Source organism: Streptomyces sp. NPDC004609, from assembly GCF_042873655.1.
Classification (GTDB): Bacteria; Actinomycetota; Actinomycetes; order Streptomycetales; family Streptomycetaceae; genus Streptomyces.
In genome coordinates this window covers 42,158-57,960 of the sequence record NZ_JBIALS010000012.1, presented here as the reverse complement: position 1 = coordinate 57,960, position 15,803 = coordinate 42,158, and the positions used below count along the sequence as shown (strand labels likewise).

The window sequence follows — 15,803 nt, the reverse complement described above, 5'->3', positions numbered from 1 at the left end:
TCCATGCCACGCACGATCGACGTCGCCGCCTACGTCAAGGGTGTCAGGGAGGGGTCGCGGGCGCACATCGCCCGCGCCGTGACCCTCGTCGAGTCCACCCGCGCCGATCACCGGGCGCTCGCGCAGGAGTTGCTGACCGAGCTGCTCCCGTACGCGGGCGCGGCCCGGCGGGTGGGGATCAGCGGGGTCCCGGGCGTCGGGAAGTCGACGTTCATCGACGCGCTCGGGACCCTGCTCACGGGCCGGGGCCACCGGGTCGCGGTGCTCGCGGTCGATCCGTCGTCCAGCCGCACGGGGGGTTCCATCCTCGGCGACAAGACCCGGATGGAGCGGCTCGCGACGGACCCCGCCGCGTTCGTACGGCCCTCTCCGACGGCGGGCACGCTCGGCGGGGTGGCGAAGGCGACCCGCGAGACGGTCATCGTGATGGAGGCCGCGGGGTACGACGTGGTGCTCGTGGAGACGGTCGGCGTGGGCCAGTCGGAGACCACGGTCGCCCAGATGGTCGACACCTTTCTGCTGCTGACCCTCGCGCGGACCGGGGACCAGCTCCAGGGCATCAAGAAGGGCGTGCTCGAACTCGCCGACGTGATCGCGGTGAACAAGGCCGACGGTCCCCACGAGCGGGACGCCCGGGGCGCGGCGCGCGAACTCGCGGGCGCGCTGCGGCTGATGCATCCGGCCGACGCGGCGTGGACTCCCCCGGTGCTGTCGTGCAGCGCTCGCGAGTCCACGGGGCTCGACGCCGTGTGGGAGCGGGTCGAGCGGCACCGGGCGCTCCTGGAGTCGACGGGACGGCTCGACGGCAAACGCCGTGACCAGCAGATCGACTGGGCCTGGTCGATGGTCCACGAGGAACTGCGGGAGCGGCTGCGCGCCCATCCGTCGGTACGGGCCCTGGTTCCCGGCCTGGAGCGGCGGGTCCGGGACGGGGAGCTGACCGCGACCCTGGCGGCGGAGCGGATCCTGGGCGCCTTCGGGGAGCCGCGCTGACCTGTCGCGGGCCGGTCCGGGACGGCGCCGGTCGTCGCGGCCCGGTCCGGGAGCCGCGCCGCCCCGTGGCGGGCCCGGCGGCGGGGCACTGGCTAGTCTGGTCCCATGACCACCTCGCCTGTTCTGACCTGGGAGATCCTGGAGAACCGAGGGTACGAGACCGCCTGGGCCCGGCGTACGGAGACCAGCCTTCACGCCCGGGGCCGCGCGGTCGGGATGACCCCGGAGCCGTACTGGATCTCGTACTCCCTGCGGACCGGTGACGGCTTTGTGACGCGTGAGCTGCGGGTGACGGCCGAGTCCGCGGACGGGGTACGGGAGCTGGTGCTGCGGCACGACGGCACCGGGCGGTGGACCGTCGGCGGCGAACCGCGCCCCGACCTCGACGGCGCGCTCGACTGCGATCTCGGACTGTGCCCGCTCACCAACACCATGCCGGTGCTCCGGCACGGGCTCCACCGGTCCGGCGGCGAGCGGGAGTTCCGCATGGCGTGGGTCTCGGTGCCCGATCTCACCGTGTACGCGTCGACGCAGACGTACACGCGTCTGGAGGGGACCGGGGACGGCGGCGCGCTCATCCGGTTCGTCTCCGGCGACTTCCGCCGCGAGGTGGAGTTCGACGCGGACGGGTTCGTCGTCGACTACCCGGGGCTGGCCCGTCTCGTCGGCCGCGGCGAATCCCCCGCCCGGGACCACGGGTAGGTTCTGTCCCCAGGTGGCGGAAGTGAAGGTGGTTCAGTGTCATGAGGCTCACGGTCCTCGGCGGCGGCGGGTTCCGGCTGCCGCTCGTCCACGGCGCCCTGCTCTCCGATCGCGCCGAGGGGCGTGTCACGCGGCTGGTCCTGCACGATCTCGACGCCGGGCGGCTGACCGCCGTCGCCCGGGTCCTCGCCGACCAGGCCGCCGGGGTGCCGGACGCCCCGGAGGTCGTGGTGACGACCGATCTCGACGAGGCGCTGCGCGGCGCCGACTTCGTCTTCTCCGCGATCCGGGTCGGCGGACTCGAAGGGCGGGCCGCCGACGAGCGCATCGCGCTGGCGGAGGGCGTGCTCGGGCAGGAGACCGTGGGCGCGGGCGGGATCGCGTACGGGCTGCGTACCGTGCCCGTGGCCGTCGACATCGCGCGCCGGGTCGCCCGGCTCGCGCCCGGCGCCTGGGTGATCAACTTCACCAACCCGGCCGGTCTGGTGACCGAGGCGATGGCCCGTCACCTGGGCGACCGGGTCATCGGGATCTGCGACTCCCCGGTCGGCCTCGGGCGGCGGGTGGCCCGCGTGCTGGGCGCCGACCCCGACACCGCCTGGTTCGACTACGCGGGCCTCAACCATCTCGGCTGGCTGCGCGGTCTGCGCGTCAAGGGGCACGACGAGCTTCCCCGGCTGCTGGCCGACCGGGAGCTGCTGGGCTCCTTCGAGGAGGGCAGGCTCTTCGGCCCGGAGTGGATCCGGTCGCTGGGCGCGATCCCCAACGAGTATCTGCACTACTACTACTTCAACCGTGAGACCGTCCGCGCCTACCGCGAGGCCCGCCAGACCCGGGGCGCCTTCCTGTACGAGCAGCAGGCCCGTTTCTACGCGGCGATGGAGCGGCCCGGCACCCCGGCGCTGAAGACCTGGGACGCCACCCGAGCGGAGCGTGAGGCCACCTATATGGCCCACAACCGGGAGGCGGCCGGGGCGGGCGGGCGCGACGCCGCCGATCTGGAGTCCGGGGGCTACGAGAAGGTCGCCCTCGCCCTGATGCGGGCCATCGCCCGGCACCGGCGCACCACCCTGATCCTCGATGTGCGCAACCGCGGCGCGCTCTCCGCGCTGGACGCGGACGCGGTCGTGGAGGTCCCGTGCCTCGTCGACGCGAACGGCGCGCACCCCGTCCCGGTGGCCCCGCTGCCGGACCACGCGACCGCTCTGGTGTGCGCGGTGAAGGCCGTCGAACGGGAGGTGCTGGCGGCGGCCGAGTCCGGTTCGCGCGCCCGGGCCGTGAAGGCGTTCGCCCTGCATCCGCTGGTCGACTCGGTGACCGTCGCCCGCCGTCTGGTCGACGCGTACACCGCGGCCCATCCCGGCCTCGCGTATCTGCGGCCCTGACCGGCGCCGGGGACGGGCCCGGCCGGTGCGCGGGGACGCCTTCCGGCTTCCCCGGCACCGGGGCCGGCCCCGGTGCCGGTCAGGAGGCAGGCCGCCTCAGCCCAGTTCGAGGGTGGTGGTGCCGAAGACCCGTTCCGCGCGGATCTCGGGGGCGGGCCCGGTGTACATGCGCAGGGTCGGGAACCGCGGCGTCAGCCCCAGGTCCCGGGCGAGCGCCGCGGCCTCGCCCTGGGTCTCGGGCATGTCGACCGCCACCTCGTCCTCGGGGCCGAGGTGGGCGGTGAGGCTGTCGAGGAGCGCCGCCGCGTCCCCGGCGGTGTCGGCGAACAGGGGTCCGACGCGGTGTCCGTCGTGGCCGGGCCGGATCACGCCGTAGCCGCTGACGCGGCCGTCGACCAGCCGGACGCGGGCCGTGTGCCCCGGGGCGGTGAGCCAGCGGGTGACGAAGGCGGCGCGGTCGGCCGGGAAGCACTCCCGGTCGTACGCGCCGATCGCGGGGAGCAGCTCGGGGGTGACGGGACGAGCCCCGCCGGCGGTGCCGGTCCGCGCGGGGCGGCCGCCCCAGCGGACGGTGCCGTGGGCGGGGCGGAATCCGGAGCGCCGGTAGTTGTCCTGCTGCGCCGGGACGGCGTCGAGGCCGACCAGCCGGTCTCCGGCGTGCGGGAAGGCGGCCCGCCAGGTCGCGAGCCCGATGCCCCGGCCGCGGAGGTCGGGGCGGACCAGGTAGTGGCCGAGGAAGGCGTACCGCGGCGAGTAGGTGACGATCGACAGAGCGGATACCGGGCTGCCGTCGACGCGGCCGATGAAGAACCCCGCGGGGTCGGTGGGGTGGAAGCAGGCGGCGTCGCCGCGGCCCGGGTTCCAGCCCTCGGCGGCGGCCCACTCGGCGATCAGGTGCCAGTCCTCCAGGGAGGCGCCGGCGACGGTGAGTCCGGGCGCATCCCCGGTGCGGGGGACGGGTCGGGTCATGGGGGTTGTCCGTTTCCCTCGGATGACGGTCAGATCAGGTCCATCGCGGCCACTTCGTCGGGGCTGCCGTAGCTGACCGGCCCCTGGAAGCGTCTGCGGGCGGTGGCGAACCACCACACCGTGGCTATCAGAAGAACCACACCCAGCGCGATCGGCGCGTAGTTGAACGTGGTGGCGGTGATCGGGGAGACGTGCGGCAGTACGAACAGCACACTGGTGAACGCGATCCAGGCGACGGCCGTGCGGGCGACGGGCACACCCCAGCGCCCGAGGTTCCAGGGGCCGGGCTCGAACCCGTCACCGAGGCGCAGCCGCAGGAAGATGGGCATGCCGTACGCGAGGTAGAGCCCGACGACGTTGACGCTGACGACCGCGGCGAAGGCGGTGTGGGACCACCACGCGGGTGTGATGAGGGCGAGGGAGCAGGCCGCGGCCAGCCAGACCGCCTTGACCGGGGTGCGGGTGCGCGGGGAGACCGAGTGCCACAGCCGGGAGCCCGGCATCGCGCCGTCGCGCGAGAAGGCGAAGATCTGGCGGGTGTTGCTGGTCATACTGGCGAGACCGCAGAACAGCATGGCTCCGATCACGATCAGCAGGAGCAGTTGGGCGATGCCCGTGCCGAGCGCGTCGACGAGAATCCGTACCGGTGGCGCGGAGGCACCGGCGGTGGCCGGATAATCACGGATGGCGTACACGAGAGCGAGGATCAGCACCAGTCCGACGACAGCCGAGCAGGCAATGGCTCGCATGATGCCCTTCGGTGTGTTGACCGTCGGCTTCACGGTCTCCTCCGACATGTGGAAACCGCCGTCGAAGCCGGTGAACGTCCAACTGGCCACCAGCAGCCCGAGCATGGCCGCGTACACCCCGCTGGTGAAGCCGGTGCCGTTCACGAAATGGGTCGCGAACGAGGGTTTCTGATGGTGTGCCGGGATCAGGGTGAGAGATCCGACGATCACTGTCGCACCGATCAGCAGCCACCACACCGAGATCCTGTTGAAGATCGCGACCAGTCGCACGGTGTAGGTATTGGCCAGCGCCTGTATCAGCAGAATCGCCGCGGTAATGATCACCGTGCGCCGCCCGGTCACCTCGTAGTGCTGCGGCCAGTGCATCGTGATGTACGCCTGGATGAAGGTGGCCGCGGCATAGCCGGTGGCGGCCGTGCGGCCCACCTGTCCGACGAAGTTCAGCCAGCCCGTGTACCAGGACCAGGCGCCCGGGTGTCGCTTCGCGAGCTTGCCGGAGGCGAAGTACAGGGCCCCGCTCGTCGGGTAGGCGGACGCGATCTCCCCCATCGCCGCCCCGACGAACAGCGCCATCACCGACACCAGGATCCAGCCAAGGACCAGCACCGACGGCCCGCCGGCGGCCATTCCGTAACCGAACGCCGAGAAGATCCCGGCGATGACGTTGATGACGGTGAAGGAGATCGCGAAGTTGTCGAAGGCCCCGAAACGCCGGGTGAGCCGTCGCGGATACCCCATGGTGTGCAGGGTGGCGTCGTCGTCGAGGGTGACGGCTCCGTCGTCCCGTTCCCGGTTCCGCGCACCGGAGGAAGCTGTGCGTTCGGACACGAGTGTGTCCCTTCCATGAATGACTGGACAGCCGGGGCGGTGGGGGGTTCGGCCCATGGACGATTCAGTACGTGTTCTCTTCGGTCGATGAATGGCTCATCATGTGGGTGACACGGACCGTGGGTGGGCCACGGACCGTGCCGTTCAGCGCGCGGGGACGGGAAGTCCACAGGCGCGCCTCGCCTTGGTCAATTGCTCGGCGGGATCGCCGAAGACACTCCATGGCATTCGCGACGCGTACGGCCCCATGGCGACCAGGACTTCGCGTGCCTCGAATTCCCTTCTGCCCATATAGAGGGCGTGGGCCAGATAGGACAGATCGAGGACCGGGGTGAAGCGGTGGCCCGACGCCTCGGGGAACCAGCTCTTGTAGCCGCCCATCGCCGTGGCGACCCATTGCGGCTGCCGCCAGGCGCGCGACGCCAGCAGCGAGCCGGGGTCGTACTCCTCGGCGAGGACCACGAGCGGCAGCAGCCGCAGCGGGGACGACGCGGGGGCGCGGTGTCCGAGGAAGGCGGCGACGTCCCAGCGGGCGCTCGCGGTGCCGCCGTTGCGGGTGAAGAAGAAGGCGAGGAACCGGTGGTGGGCCTCCCGGTTCCAGGGGTCGAGCCTGAGGATGCGGGCGAAGAGCTGCCAGGGCCCGGGAGGTGCGGTCACCAGACCGTACGGAGCGGGGTCGCCGGTGCGCCGCACGTGCGCGAGCGCGAGCTGGGCCACCCAGGGTGTCGGGTCGTCGGGCAGCATCCGCGCGGCCCGCTCGCAGGCGGCGTTGGCGATGCCCAGGAGGGTGCCGGTGTGCGGGTCCCCCGCGTCGGCGGCGCGCAGGGTGCGCAGCATCGCCACCCGGGCCCACAGCAGCGCGGCGTCGGGCCCCGGTTCCTCCCCGAGCCAGCGTTCGGCGAGATCGGAGTCGGCCGCCTCGGACGCCAGCACCAGTGAGCGGTGGGCCCTGATGCCGAAATCGTGGCGCACCTCGCCCAGGATCTGCTGGGAACTGAGATAGCGGCCCGCCTTCACATCGATGCACGCACGGGCGAGCTGATGGTCGTCAGCCGCCGGATGCCAGACGTACTGCCCGTCGAATGAGCCAGTCGGCACGTACCCCTCCCCCGTTCCCCCGGACGACAGCGGTTCCCCGCGATGTACCGGCCCCGCATTCCGGCCCGGCCGAATGCGGCCGGTTCCCCCCGGATCAGCGGTGGTGGGATCACACCCTACTCATCATCAAGTGAAGGAGAAAACACTCATCCGGGTATCGGATGAGTTCACCGCACAGGGTGCGATGAACTCACGGGTAACCGGCATTTGCTCCAGACACTCCCTCTACCACGGATCGACGACGATTCCCGCCGCCTTCCGGTGCTTCCTCACCCGAAAGAGATCGCCGGACGGTATGCGGCCCCGATCCCGGTTCCCGGGGCGACCGCCCGTTCACCCGATCGGCCCCGGGGTGGGTGAGGTGACCCTGCGCCGCGGCTGAGGGCGTTTCTGATGGGTCAGGCTGGGTCAGGGAGCGGGGTCTGGTGGCGTGGATCGCAAGGCGGAGGATGGGGGTACCTCCCGGGCGAAGCTCCGGGGGAGAGCCACTGCGGTGGGGGTACCCCCGTGCCCGCAGGGCACAGGGGGCCATGGGCGACCGACGACAACGCGGCGTGGGGGTACCTCCCGGGCCGCCAGGCCCAGGGGGAGCGCGGCACCAGGGCACGCGAGCCCAGCAAGACCCATCAGAAGCGCCCTGAGGGCGGTCAGTCCCAGCGGGACGCCAGCAGCAGGGCGATGTCGTCGGGGCGGTCGGCCGCCTGTCCGGCCTCCCGCATCAGGCGGTCGGCCGTCTCGGCGAGGGGGCCGTCCCCGCAGTCGGCGAGGGTTCCGCGCAGCAGTTCGACGCCGGAGTCGATGTCGGTCCCCGGCTGTTCCACCAGCCCGTCGGTGTAGAGGGCGAGCACCGCCCCGGCGTCCAGACGCAGTTCGGTGACGGGATAGACCGCGGCGGGGTCGACTCCGAGGACGACCCCGCCCGCGAGATCCAGGACCTCCGTCCGGCCGCCGGGATGCCGCAGGAGCGGCTGCGGATGTCCGGCCCGCGCCGCCTGGGTCCGGCCGGTCGCCGGATCGACGACGATGTAGCAGCAGCTGGCGAACTGCCCCGGGTCGAGATCGATGAGCAGCCGGTTCGTACCGCTCATCACCTCCCGGGGATCGTGCCCGCTGAGCGCGAAGGCGCGTACGGCGCTGCGGAGCTGGCCCATCGTGGCCGCCGCCGACACCCCGTGGCCCTGGACGTCGCCGATGACGAGGGCGATCATCCGGTCGCCCGCCTCGACGACGTCGTACCAGTCGCCGCCCACCTCCATGCCCTGGGTGCCGGGAAGATAGCGGCCGACGGTGGTGGCGTTCTCCAGGACGGGCAGCCGGTGCGGCAGCAGGGCGTCCTGGAGTCCCCGGGCGAGGGCCGCCTCGGTGTCGTAGCGCCGGGCCCGTTCGAGCGCCTGGGCGATCAGTCCGGCGAGCGCGGTGAGAACCGTACGCTCCTCGGGGAGGAAGTCCCGGGGCCGGTCGAAGCCGAGGATGCAGGAGCCCACCGGGCGGCCCGAGGCGATCAGCGGCAGAAAGGCCCGGGCGCCGACATGGGCGTCCAGGGGAATTCCCGGGTAGGCCGCCGCCAGGTGCTCCATCGACTCGAAGAAGATCGGGCGGCCCGAGGTGAGGGTCTCGACGCCGGGCAGCCGGGCGTCGAGCCCGACACCGTCGAACCGGTCGAGGAAGCCCTGCGGGAAGCCGGTCTCCCAGGCGAGGAAGAGATGCCGCTCCTGCAGCAGATAGATCGCCAGCTGCCGGCCGCCGAACGCGGGCAGCAGTTCGTCGGTGACCACCGCCGACACCTGGCGGGCCGTGACGGCCTCGGTCAGGGCGATGGCGAGGGCGACCGGGCGGTAGAGGTCCGGCGAACGGGCGGGCACCGTGCCGGGGGGCGCCGGCGTCCTCGGTCTGCGGGAGGGCCGGTCGGCCGCCGCGATCGTGACGGTCAGCCCGTCGTGGCCCGGGTAGAGCGAGACCTCCAGCCATGCGTCCCCGGTGAGGCGGGCCACGAAGTGGACCGGTGTCTGGGACATCAGGGCGGCCCGGAAGTGGTCCCCGTACGACGGATCGGCGAGCCGGGGCAGTTCGTCCCACAGGACGCGGCCCGTCAGCTCCGGCTTCCCCCGGCCGAGCAGGGTCTCCGCGCTCCGGTTGAGGTAGGTGATCCGCCCGAGGCGGTCGAGCGAGAGCACCCCGTGCGGAAGCCGGTCGGCCGCCTCGTCAACGACCGGCGCACCGCCGAGGTCCACCAGCAGCCCGGTCAGTACGCTCCCCGGGCCGCCGCCCGGCGCAGGGGCCGGGCCGCCGGTGAGTTCCAGCAGATGGGCCCGGCCGTCCGGTCCGTGCAGCCTGATCGTGCGGGACGCCGGGCGCCCCGACCCGGCGGCCTGGCGGGCGATCGTCCACAGCCCGAACGTGTCCTGGGGCGGCAGCCGCTCGGTGAGCGCGTCGATGGTCCCCTCGAAGAGTGCGGGCTCGGTGCCGAGAATGGCGCACGTCTCGTCGTCGGCCGCCACGGCACCGGTGCCGGTGTCCCAGGTGAAGCGGCCGGCCCGCACGAGCGGTGCGCCGAGGGCGGGCAGCTGGACCGGGACGGGTTCTCCGTCCCACACGACGGGCGAGCCGCCCCCGCTGAGTACCCCCAGCGAGACCCCGAGCCGCCGTGCGGCGTTGTGCATCCGGTGCCGGTCGCCGGTGCCGACCGGGTGTCCGGGCGTGGCCCGCCGCAGCACCACCAGGACCCCGAACTTCTCACCGCCGCCGGCCACCGGTGCGTACATCGAGCCGAAGGGGAACGGGAGGCCCGCCATGAGCTGCGGAAAGCGGCGCATGGCCTCCTCGGCGTCCGCGAGATGGATCGCGCACCCCGAGCGGTGGACCTCGGCCACGGGGAAGGGGCGGTTCACATGCATCCGCCACCACGGGCGGAACAGCTCGCCGGGCATTCCGGCGAGCACGGCCAGCCGCAGCAGCCCCTGTGTCTCCGAGCGCAGATAGACCCCGCCGGCATAACCGCCGACCGCCTCCACGGCACCCACGACCGCCTGGGCGAGCCGCAGCTCCAGTTCGTCCGGCACTCTGCCGCCCTTCGGTGTTCCGGGCGTCACCCCCGGCTGCCTCGGCGGGGTGCTCCCGGTCGCGCCGTACCAGGTCACACAGTCAGCATGCTCCCCGGCCGCGCCGGTGCGCATCTCCTTCGTCCGCCCGGGACGCGGAATCCCTCGGTCCGGGAGGGCGCCGCCGGGGGGCCCGAGGGGCGCCTCCGGAAGCCTTCACAGAGATGTTCCCCGGGTTACCACGGCGTGGAGAACGATCGTTCTCCCTGCTGTCGTACACTCCCGCCGATCGGAGCGCGATATCCCAACCCCGGTTGTTCTCAGAGGAGTTCAGCCGGGGATCACCCGTCCGCGGGCCGTCCGGTATACGAGACGCAGGGCCGCGGGGGAAGACTGCGCCCTCGGAGCGCCGCGGCGACTGGGCTATGTTGAGCGGGAGTGGGACGAGAAGGAGTGACACCGGTGCCATCAGATCAGCAGTCACGCGCTCAGGCGTCTGCGATCACGCCGGGAAGACTGGAGCCCGCCGCCGCACCCGCCCCCACGGACCGGGTGCTCGCCCTGTTCGGCGGCCACCGGCTCTCGCCCGGTCAGCGGCGCATCGCGCAGTACATCACCGACCACCTCACCGAGGCCGCGTTCCTGTCGATCACCGATCTCGCCGAGCGGGTCGGGGTCAGCCAGCCGTCGGTGACCCGGTTCGCCGCGTCGCTGGGCTTCAGCGGCTATCCCGCGCTCAGGGAGGCTCTCCAGCCGATCGCGCTGAGCGCGGTCGCGGGCCTGCCCGACACCCGGGAGGAGATCCGGCGCAATGAGCTCCAGGCGGCCGTCGACGCCGAGATCGAGAACCTGGAGAACCTGCGCCGCGTACTCGCCGACACCAACCAGGTGCTCGACGTCGGCCGCGAGCTGGCCCGCTCGGTCCCGCTGACCATCCTCGGCCTGCGGATCTCCGTCTCCCTCGCGGAGTACTTCGCCTACGCCGCGCGCCGGATCCACCCGGATGTGCGCACGGTGACACGCGGGGGCAGCGTCGCGTACGACACCCTGCTCCAGTCGCGGGCGGCGGGCGGGACCTGGGTCCTGGCGTTCGCGATGCCGCGCCACGCGCACGAGACCCTGGCGGCCATCCGGGCGGCCAGAAGAGCGGGTCTGAGAGTCGCGCTGATCACCGAGCTCGCGCTCGGCCGGCTCGTGGAAGAGGCCGACGAGGTGCTGCTGGCCTCCACCGGATCGCGGCTCGTCTTCGATTCGTACGCGGCGCCCGGGGTGCTTTCCGCGGCGCTCCTGCAGGCCATGGCGGACGCCGACCCGCAGCGTACCCAGGCCCGGCTCGAAGACTACGAACAGGCCGCTGAGCAGCACAATTTTTTCATCGAGGACTGACTCCGCACACCCGCGACCCCGCCCCTTCCGCCTCGGGAAGAACAAGACTTTTCAGACCCGGGTATGCATGAATTTTTTCATACCCTTGCTTACTCGACGGTATATATATTTACTTCGTGGAGTGGCACCGAGATCAACGGGTGCTCGGAGTCACCCATGCCCTTCAGGAAGGCCGCAGCCCGCGACCATGCACATGACCCATCGCCCAGCCTTAGGCGACTCACGGCGCGGCCGGCTGCCGGAGCCGGTGCCCCCGCAGGGCGGCACCGCTGCGATCGGTCACGACGAGCCCTCGCGGGCAGTTTAGAACCGGACACCGGGGAACGACGCCTCCTCCTCGCGTCTGCACCAAGGTGTTCCGTCAGGGCTCCGCCCCCTGCGGATGCCCAACTCGGCGGCCTCGGCCAACCCCTGGGCCGGGGCCGCCAAAATCTTCCGGTCCGGCTGCGACCCGGACCAGCTTCCGAGCCCCTCCTGGAGCGACGATGCACCCGTTCCACCCCGAGATCGCGTCCGACTGGCCGTGCCAGGTCAAGTCCCCGGGAACCCCGGACTGGGAGCGCACCGCCGCCCGCTGGCTGCGCGATCTGCTCCCGGCCCGGTACGCCGGCTACTCGACGCTCACCCGCCACCACATGGTCCTGGCGCGGCACGCCCAGCTCCAGGTGCAGCATGAGATACGGGCCGTGCGCACCGCCTTCCAGACCTGCCGCGCGGAGCTGCCGAGGCTCGGGGTGTCCGACCAGGTCGTCGAGAACACCGTCAGGCTGTACGCCGTGGAGCTGGAGCAGCTGAACCGGCTGGCCCGTGGCGTACGGCTGATCACGGACGCGCTCGTCGACGAGACCCGCCACCGCGGCCGGGGACGGACGCCGGTGTAGGGGACGGGCCCCGGTGCTGGGCCCTTCGTGTCGGATCCGAGCGGGACCGGGGCGCCAGGGCGCGCGCGGCCCCGCCCGGATCCGGACGGCGCGTTACCACCAGGCCGGGCCCGGCTCTCGGAGCACCGGGACCCGCGCGGGTCAGTCCTTCCCCTCCCCCTCGGCGACGACCGCGGCCAGTGCCTCGGCGATGTACTCCTCGACGGCCGCCTTGCCGATGCCCGCCCCGGTCAGCACGCCGTCGCCGTCCTCCCACTCCAGCAGCGCGAGCAGGATGTGCTCGGTGCCGATGTAGTTGTGGCCCAGGCGCAGGGCCTCCCGGAAGGTCAGCTCCAGCGTCTTGCGCGAGCCGGCGTCGTACGGCACCAGTTCGGGGGCCTCGTCGACACCCGGAGGCAGGACCGCCGTCGCGGCCTGCCGGACGGTGTCCAGCAGCACGTCCTGCGCGACGATCGCCCGCGCGCCGATCCCTTCGCGCTCGGCCAGCAGCCCGAGCACCAGATGGGCGGGAGAGATCTTCGCGCTGCGGGCCGCCTGGGCCTCCCGCTGCGCGGCCATGACGACGTTGCGGGCGCGCGGGGTGAACCGGCTGAACCCCTGGCTGGGATCCAGCATCTGGGCTCCGTCGCCCTCCTTGGAGACGAAGCGCTTCTGAGCGGCCTGGCGCGTCACGCCCATACTGCGGCCGATGTCCGTCCAGGACGCGCCGGAGCGGCGCGCCTGGTCCACGAAGTGGCCGATGAGGTGGTCGGCCACATCGCCCAGGTGATCCGCCGCGATGACCGCGTCGGACAACTGGTCGAGGGCGTCGGTGTGGGACATCTTGATGGCCGCGATCAGATCGTCGAGGCGCACGGTGGCGGTGATGGGTTCGGAATTCTCCATGCGTCAACCCTAGGTTGCCACCCCGCGACTGTCAACCTATAGTTGACAGCCATGGTCTCTGTCAGTACCCGGCCGGATGCCGGGCCCCGGTGAAGGCCAAGGGCGCCCGGCCGCGCGCCCGACGCCGGGGCGGCCCGCGCGAGGAGTCTGTGCTGGAGCCCGTGTACCGGGACGCCGGCACCGCCCGCCCGCTGCCCCGGCTGATCAAGGGGCGGACCCGCGGCCCGGTGTTCGTCACCCACCGCAGGCCCGGCCCCGGAAAGGTCCTCGGATCCCGCGACGTCTGCCCCGACACCGGGCCGACCCGGCTGTCGTACGGGCAGGCCCGCGCCCTGCTGGACGCGCACACAGCCGTCGGCGGGGTACCGGGAACAGGCGGGGACCTGCACGAATACCTGCGCTCCGCGCTCACCCACCTCGGCGAGGCGGGGGCAAGCCTGCCGATGCCCATGGCGAAGTCGCGGCCCAGGAAGCCGGGGAACGTGCGGCGTTGCTTCCCTCCCTCGGCAGAGGCGATCGCCGAGGTCACCGGCCTGCTTGCGCCCGGCGACAGCCGACACCGACCGCGGACCGGGGCGGGACCGTCGCGGATCCGTCCTCCCGCCCCGGGGGATGAACCGCCCGCACTCCCACGCGCGGGCCGAAAAGAGGGACTTGGGGCGGACGCCTTCGCCACCGGCCCGTATCGTCCGCGAGCGCTCCGGCCGGCACCGGGCGAACTCGGCGCCGTGCTCCACCGCCTCGGAGAAGCGATCGAGGTGATTCCGCCGTGACCTGCCGGGAGATCATACTGAGGTCTACCGCCCGTCACCTGAGCCCAGCACAATCGCCCGTATGACGATCACCACGGGTGCGCCGCCGCCCACGCACAACACGCCCGTCGCGCTCGCCCGGGGATTCCTGACCGGTGGCGTGGCCGGGACGTCGCTCGCCGCGCTCGTCGTGGGCGGGATCGTCGAGAACGTGCCGCTGTTCGCCACGGGGTTGGTTCTGCCCGCGGTCTGCGGACTGCTGTTCTTCCTCGCCGGTAGGCCGCGGCGTGCCCGGGAGGCGGCGGTCGTGCCCCGCACGGCGCTCGCGATGATCGAGAGCCTGGAGGCCGTCGGGGGCGAGTCGAGCGACGTACCGGTGCGGTTCGAGCTCTCCGTCGTACCGGACGACGGGCCGGCGTACCGGGTGGACATCACGCAGGACATCAACCTCGTGGAGCTGCCCGACTACCGGCCGCGCGGCGTCCTGGTGGTCCAGTACCCGCCGGACCGGCCGTGGCGGGTGCGCATCGTCAAGCGGCCGACACCGGAGTGGGAGGACCGGGCGGCCTCGGCCCGCCTCGACTCGGTGCCTGGGACGGCCAGGGTGGCCGAGTCCCCGGAAGGCTGTGCCTCCGGCTTCGTCGTGCTCCTCGGCCTGCTGCTCGGTGCGGTCGTCGTGGTCCTGCCTTTCCGTGCGGACCTCTTCGACCGGGACGACACCGCGAAGCCGCCTTCGGACGCGCGGCCGTCCGTCTCCTCCACGTCGTCGACCACGGTGGTGTCGTCGGCGACCGGAACGGTCGCCCTGGGCCCGGGCCAGTCGATTCTCGACAAGGGCGAGCTGGACCGGGCCCTCGGCTCGCTCACCAAGGGCGGGGGCACACGCCAGGCGCTCACCGTCGTCGTGCAGGAGCGCCTGCTGTCGGTCGTGTTCTCGCCGACCGGCACGCAGACCCCGGGGTTCGACCCCCGTGCGCTGCCCTACGACCGTTTCCCCGCCCTGGTCGAGGAGGCCACGACCACCCTCGGCGTCCCCTCCCCACGGACCTGGCAGATCACCGCTGACCGTCTCACCGGCCCCCTCGTCATCAGGGTCGCCGTCACCGGGCCCGAAGGCACGGCGTCACTGGAGGCGAACGGACAGGGCAAGGTGGTGCGGCGCGCGCCCGCACGGTGAGGTGCCCTGGGACCGCACTGTTCCGGACGGCCCGGGTGTGCTCGGTGGCCGTCCCCGAAGTGGCAGGAGGGAAGACGGATGGGCCGGCACGGATATCTGGTGCTGTGGTGTGTCGTGTTCGGCGCGCTCGCGCTGGTCGGGTACGGGAGGTCGCTGGCCGGGGTGACCCGGGCGCAGCGGACGGTCCGGGCGAAGGGGCGGATCGAGCGGGTGGGGGAGCCCCGGCACGGAAGCTCCCCGAACGACGGGATAGCCGTGGTCGTCTCCTTCCAGGACCCTTCCACCGGGCAGGAGTTCACCGTCACCAACGACGGTGAGCGGGGCGAGAGGATCAGCGTGGCCTGGACGGGCCGGGAGATCGGCGTCCACTACCCGCGCGGAAGACCCCACGCCTTCCGGTTCACCAGCGACCTCTCCGAAGGCGGGCGCGGTCTCGGCTGGCCGGCCTTCGCGGTCTTCCTCGTCTACGCCGGTCTGGTCGTCGCCGCCGCGATCGACTGGGGCTGGCCGTGGGCTCTGCTCGGCTTCTGCGGGCCATGGGCCCTCTCCGGCGTGTACCACCTGCCTGGGAACGTACGCGACAGGAAACGCCGTCTCGACGAGCTGGCCGCCATGGCCGCCGTACCCGGCCGTGTCGTCGCCGTGCTCAAGAACGTCAGCGTCGACGCCGACGACGGCCACACCTCCACCCGCCTGGTGCCGGTCATCACCTTCACCACCCTCGACGGCAGGGCCGTCACGGCCTACTGCGAGTCGGGGCTGCGGGACCCCGCCGGATCGCGGGGCCTGGACGTCACGATCCACTACGCCCCCGACGACCCGGCCGTCTTCGTCCTGGACGTCGAGGCCGAACGCCGGTCCTGGAAGCGGGACATGGTCGTCAACGTCGTGGGCCTTCTGGTCGTGGCGGCGGCGGCCGTGGTGGGGGTGGTCGCGCTGTGACACGGGAGCCGGGCTGTC

Annotated in this window: 12 protein-coding genes and 1 pseudogene; 8 read left to right on the top strand and 5 right to left on the bottom strand. The window is 72.4% G+C overall.

From position 1 onward, the window contains the following. Positions 1–3: 3 nt before the first annotated feature. The 3 genes from meaB to ACFYT4_RS14520 all read left to right on the top strand — a co-directional run bounded on the left by meaB (position 4) and on the right by ACFYT4_RS14520 (position 3,080). Positions 4–993 (top strand): methylmalonyl Co-A mutase-associated GTPase MeaB, encoded by a 990-nt coding sequence (meaB, locus tag ACFYT4_RS14530; RefSeq protein ID WP_389268156.1) that lies wholly within the window; start codon positions 4–6, stop codon positions 991–993. A 105-nt stretch (positions 994–1,098) separates the two neighbouring features. Further along, positions 1,099–1,695 (top strand): putative glycolipid-binding domain-containing protein, encoded by a 597-nt coding sequence (locus ACFYT4_RS14525; RefSeq protein ID WP_389268154.1) that lies wholly within the window; start codon positions 1,099–1,101, stop codon positions 1,693–1,695. A 41-nt stretch (positions 1,696–1,736) separates the two neighbouring features. Then, on the top strand, positions 1,737–3,080 hold the full coding sequence (locus tag ACFYT4_RS14520; RefSeq protein ID WP_389268152.1) for a 6-phospho-beta-glucosidase: 1,344 nt from the start codon (positions 1,737–1,739) through the stop codon (positions 3,078–3,080). Positions 3,081–3,176: 96 nt separating this feature from the next. On the opposite strand, the gene ACFYT4_RS14515 is transcribed toward ACFYT4_RS14520, so the two are convergent. The 4 genes from ACFYT4_RS14515 to ACFYT4_RS14500 all read right to left on the bottom strand — a co-directional run bounded on the left by ACFYT4_RS14515 (position 3,177) and on the right by ACFYT4_RS14500 (position 9,897). Further along, positions 3,177–4,049 carry a GNAT family N-acetyltransferase gene (locus ACFYT4_RS14515; protein WP_389268150.1) on the bottom strand — a complete coding sequence of 291 codons (873 nt, stop codon included), beginning with the start codon at positions 4,047–4,049 and terminating at the stop codon, positions 3,177–3,179. Positions 4,050–4,078: 29 nt separating this feature from the next. After that, entirely contained in the window at positions 4,079–5,536 is a 1,458-nt protein-coding gene (locus ACFYT4_RS14510) for an amino acid permease (RefSeq protein ID WP_389268383.1), read from the bottom strand. Positions 5,537–5,770: 234 nt separating this feature from the next. Continuing rightward, positions 5,771–6,724, bottom strand: a complete 954-nt coding sequence (locus ACFYT4_RS14505) for a hypothetical protein (protein ID WP_389268149.1) — start codon at positions 6,722–6,724, stop codon at positions 5,771–5,773. Positions 6,725–7,371: 647 nt separating this feature from the next. Then, a complete protein-coding gene (locus ACFYT4_RS14500) occupies positions 7,372–9,897 on the bottom strand; it encodes a SpoIIE family protein phosphatase (RefSeq protein ID WP_389268147.1) in 2,526 nt (841 codons plus the stop codon). A 327-nt stretch (positions 9,898–10,224) separates the two neighbouring features. On the opposite strand from ACFYT4_RS14500, the gene ACFYT4_RS14495 reads away from it, so the two are divergent. Together ACFYT4_RS14495 and ACFYT4_RS14490 are read left to right on the top strand one after the other, a co-directional pair. After that, a complete protein-coding gene (locus ACFYT4_RS14495) occupies positions 10,225–11,148 on the top strand; it encodes a MurR/RpiR family transcriptional regulator (protein ID WP_389268145.1) in 924 nt (307 codons plus the stop codon). Positions 11,149–11,633: 485 nt separating this feature from the next. Beyond that, positions 11,634–12,029, top strand: coding sequence for a hypothetical protein (locus tag ACFYT4_RS14490; RefSeq protein WP_389268143.1), 396 nt, complete (start codon positions 11,634–11,636; stop codon positions 12,027–12,029). A gap of 141 nt (positions 12,030–12,170) precedes the next feature. Here the strand turns inward: ACFYT4_RS14490 and ACFYT4_RS14485 are convergent, their stop codons facing one another. Further along, positions 12,171–12,914: a Clp protease N-terminal domain-containing protein gene (locus ACFYT4_RS14485; protein ID WP_389268141.1), complete on the bottom strand. Its 744-nt coding sequence runs from the start codon at positions 12,912–12,914 to the stop codon at positions 12,171–12,173. A 71-nt stretch (positions 12,915–12,985) separates the two neighbouring features. Between ACFYT4_RS14485 and ACFYT4_RS14480 the strand changes: the two are divergent. The 3 genes and pseudogenes from ACFYT4_RS14480 to ACFYT4_RS14470 all read left to right on the top strand — a co-directional run. Then, positions 12,986–13,471 (top strand): annotated as a pseudogene (locus tag ACFYT4_RS14480) (site-specific integrase); the annotation flags it as partial. 277 nt (positions 13,472–13,748) lie between these two features. Continuing rightward, positions 13,749–14,843, top strand: coding sequence for a hypothetical protein (locus ACFYT4_RS14475; RefSeq protein WP_389268139.1), 1,095 nt, complete (start codon positions 13,749–13,751; stop codon positions 14,841–14,843). A gap of 78 nt (positions 14,844–14,921) precedes the next feature. Continuing rightward, on the top strand, positions 14,922–15,785 hold the full coding sequence (locus ACFYT4_RS14470; protein WP_389268137.1) for a DUF3592 domain-containing protein: 864 nt from the start codon (positions 14,922–14,924) through the stop codon (positions 15,783–15,785). The last annotated feature ends 18 nt before the right edge of the window (positions 15,786–15,803 follow it).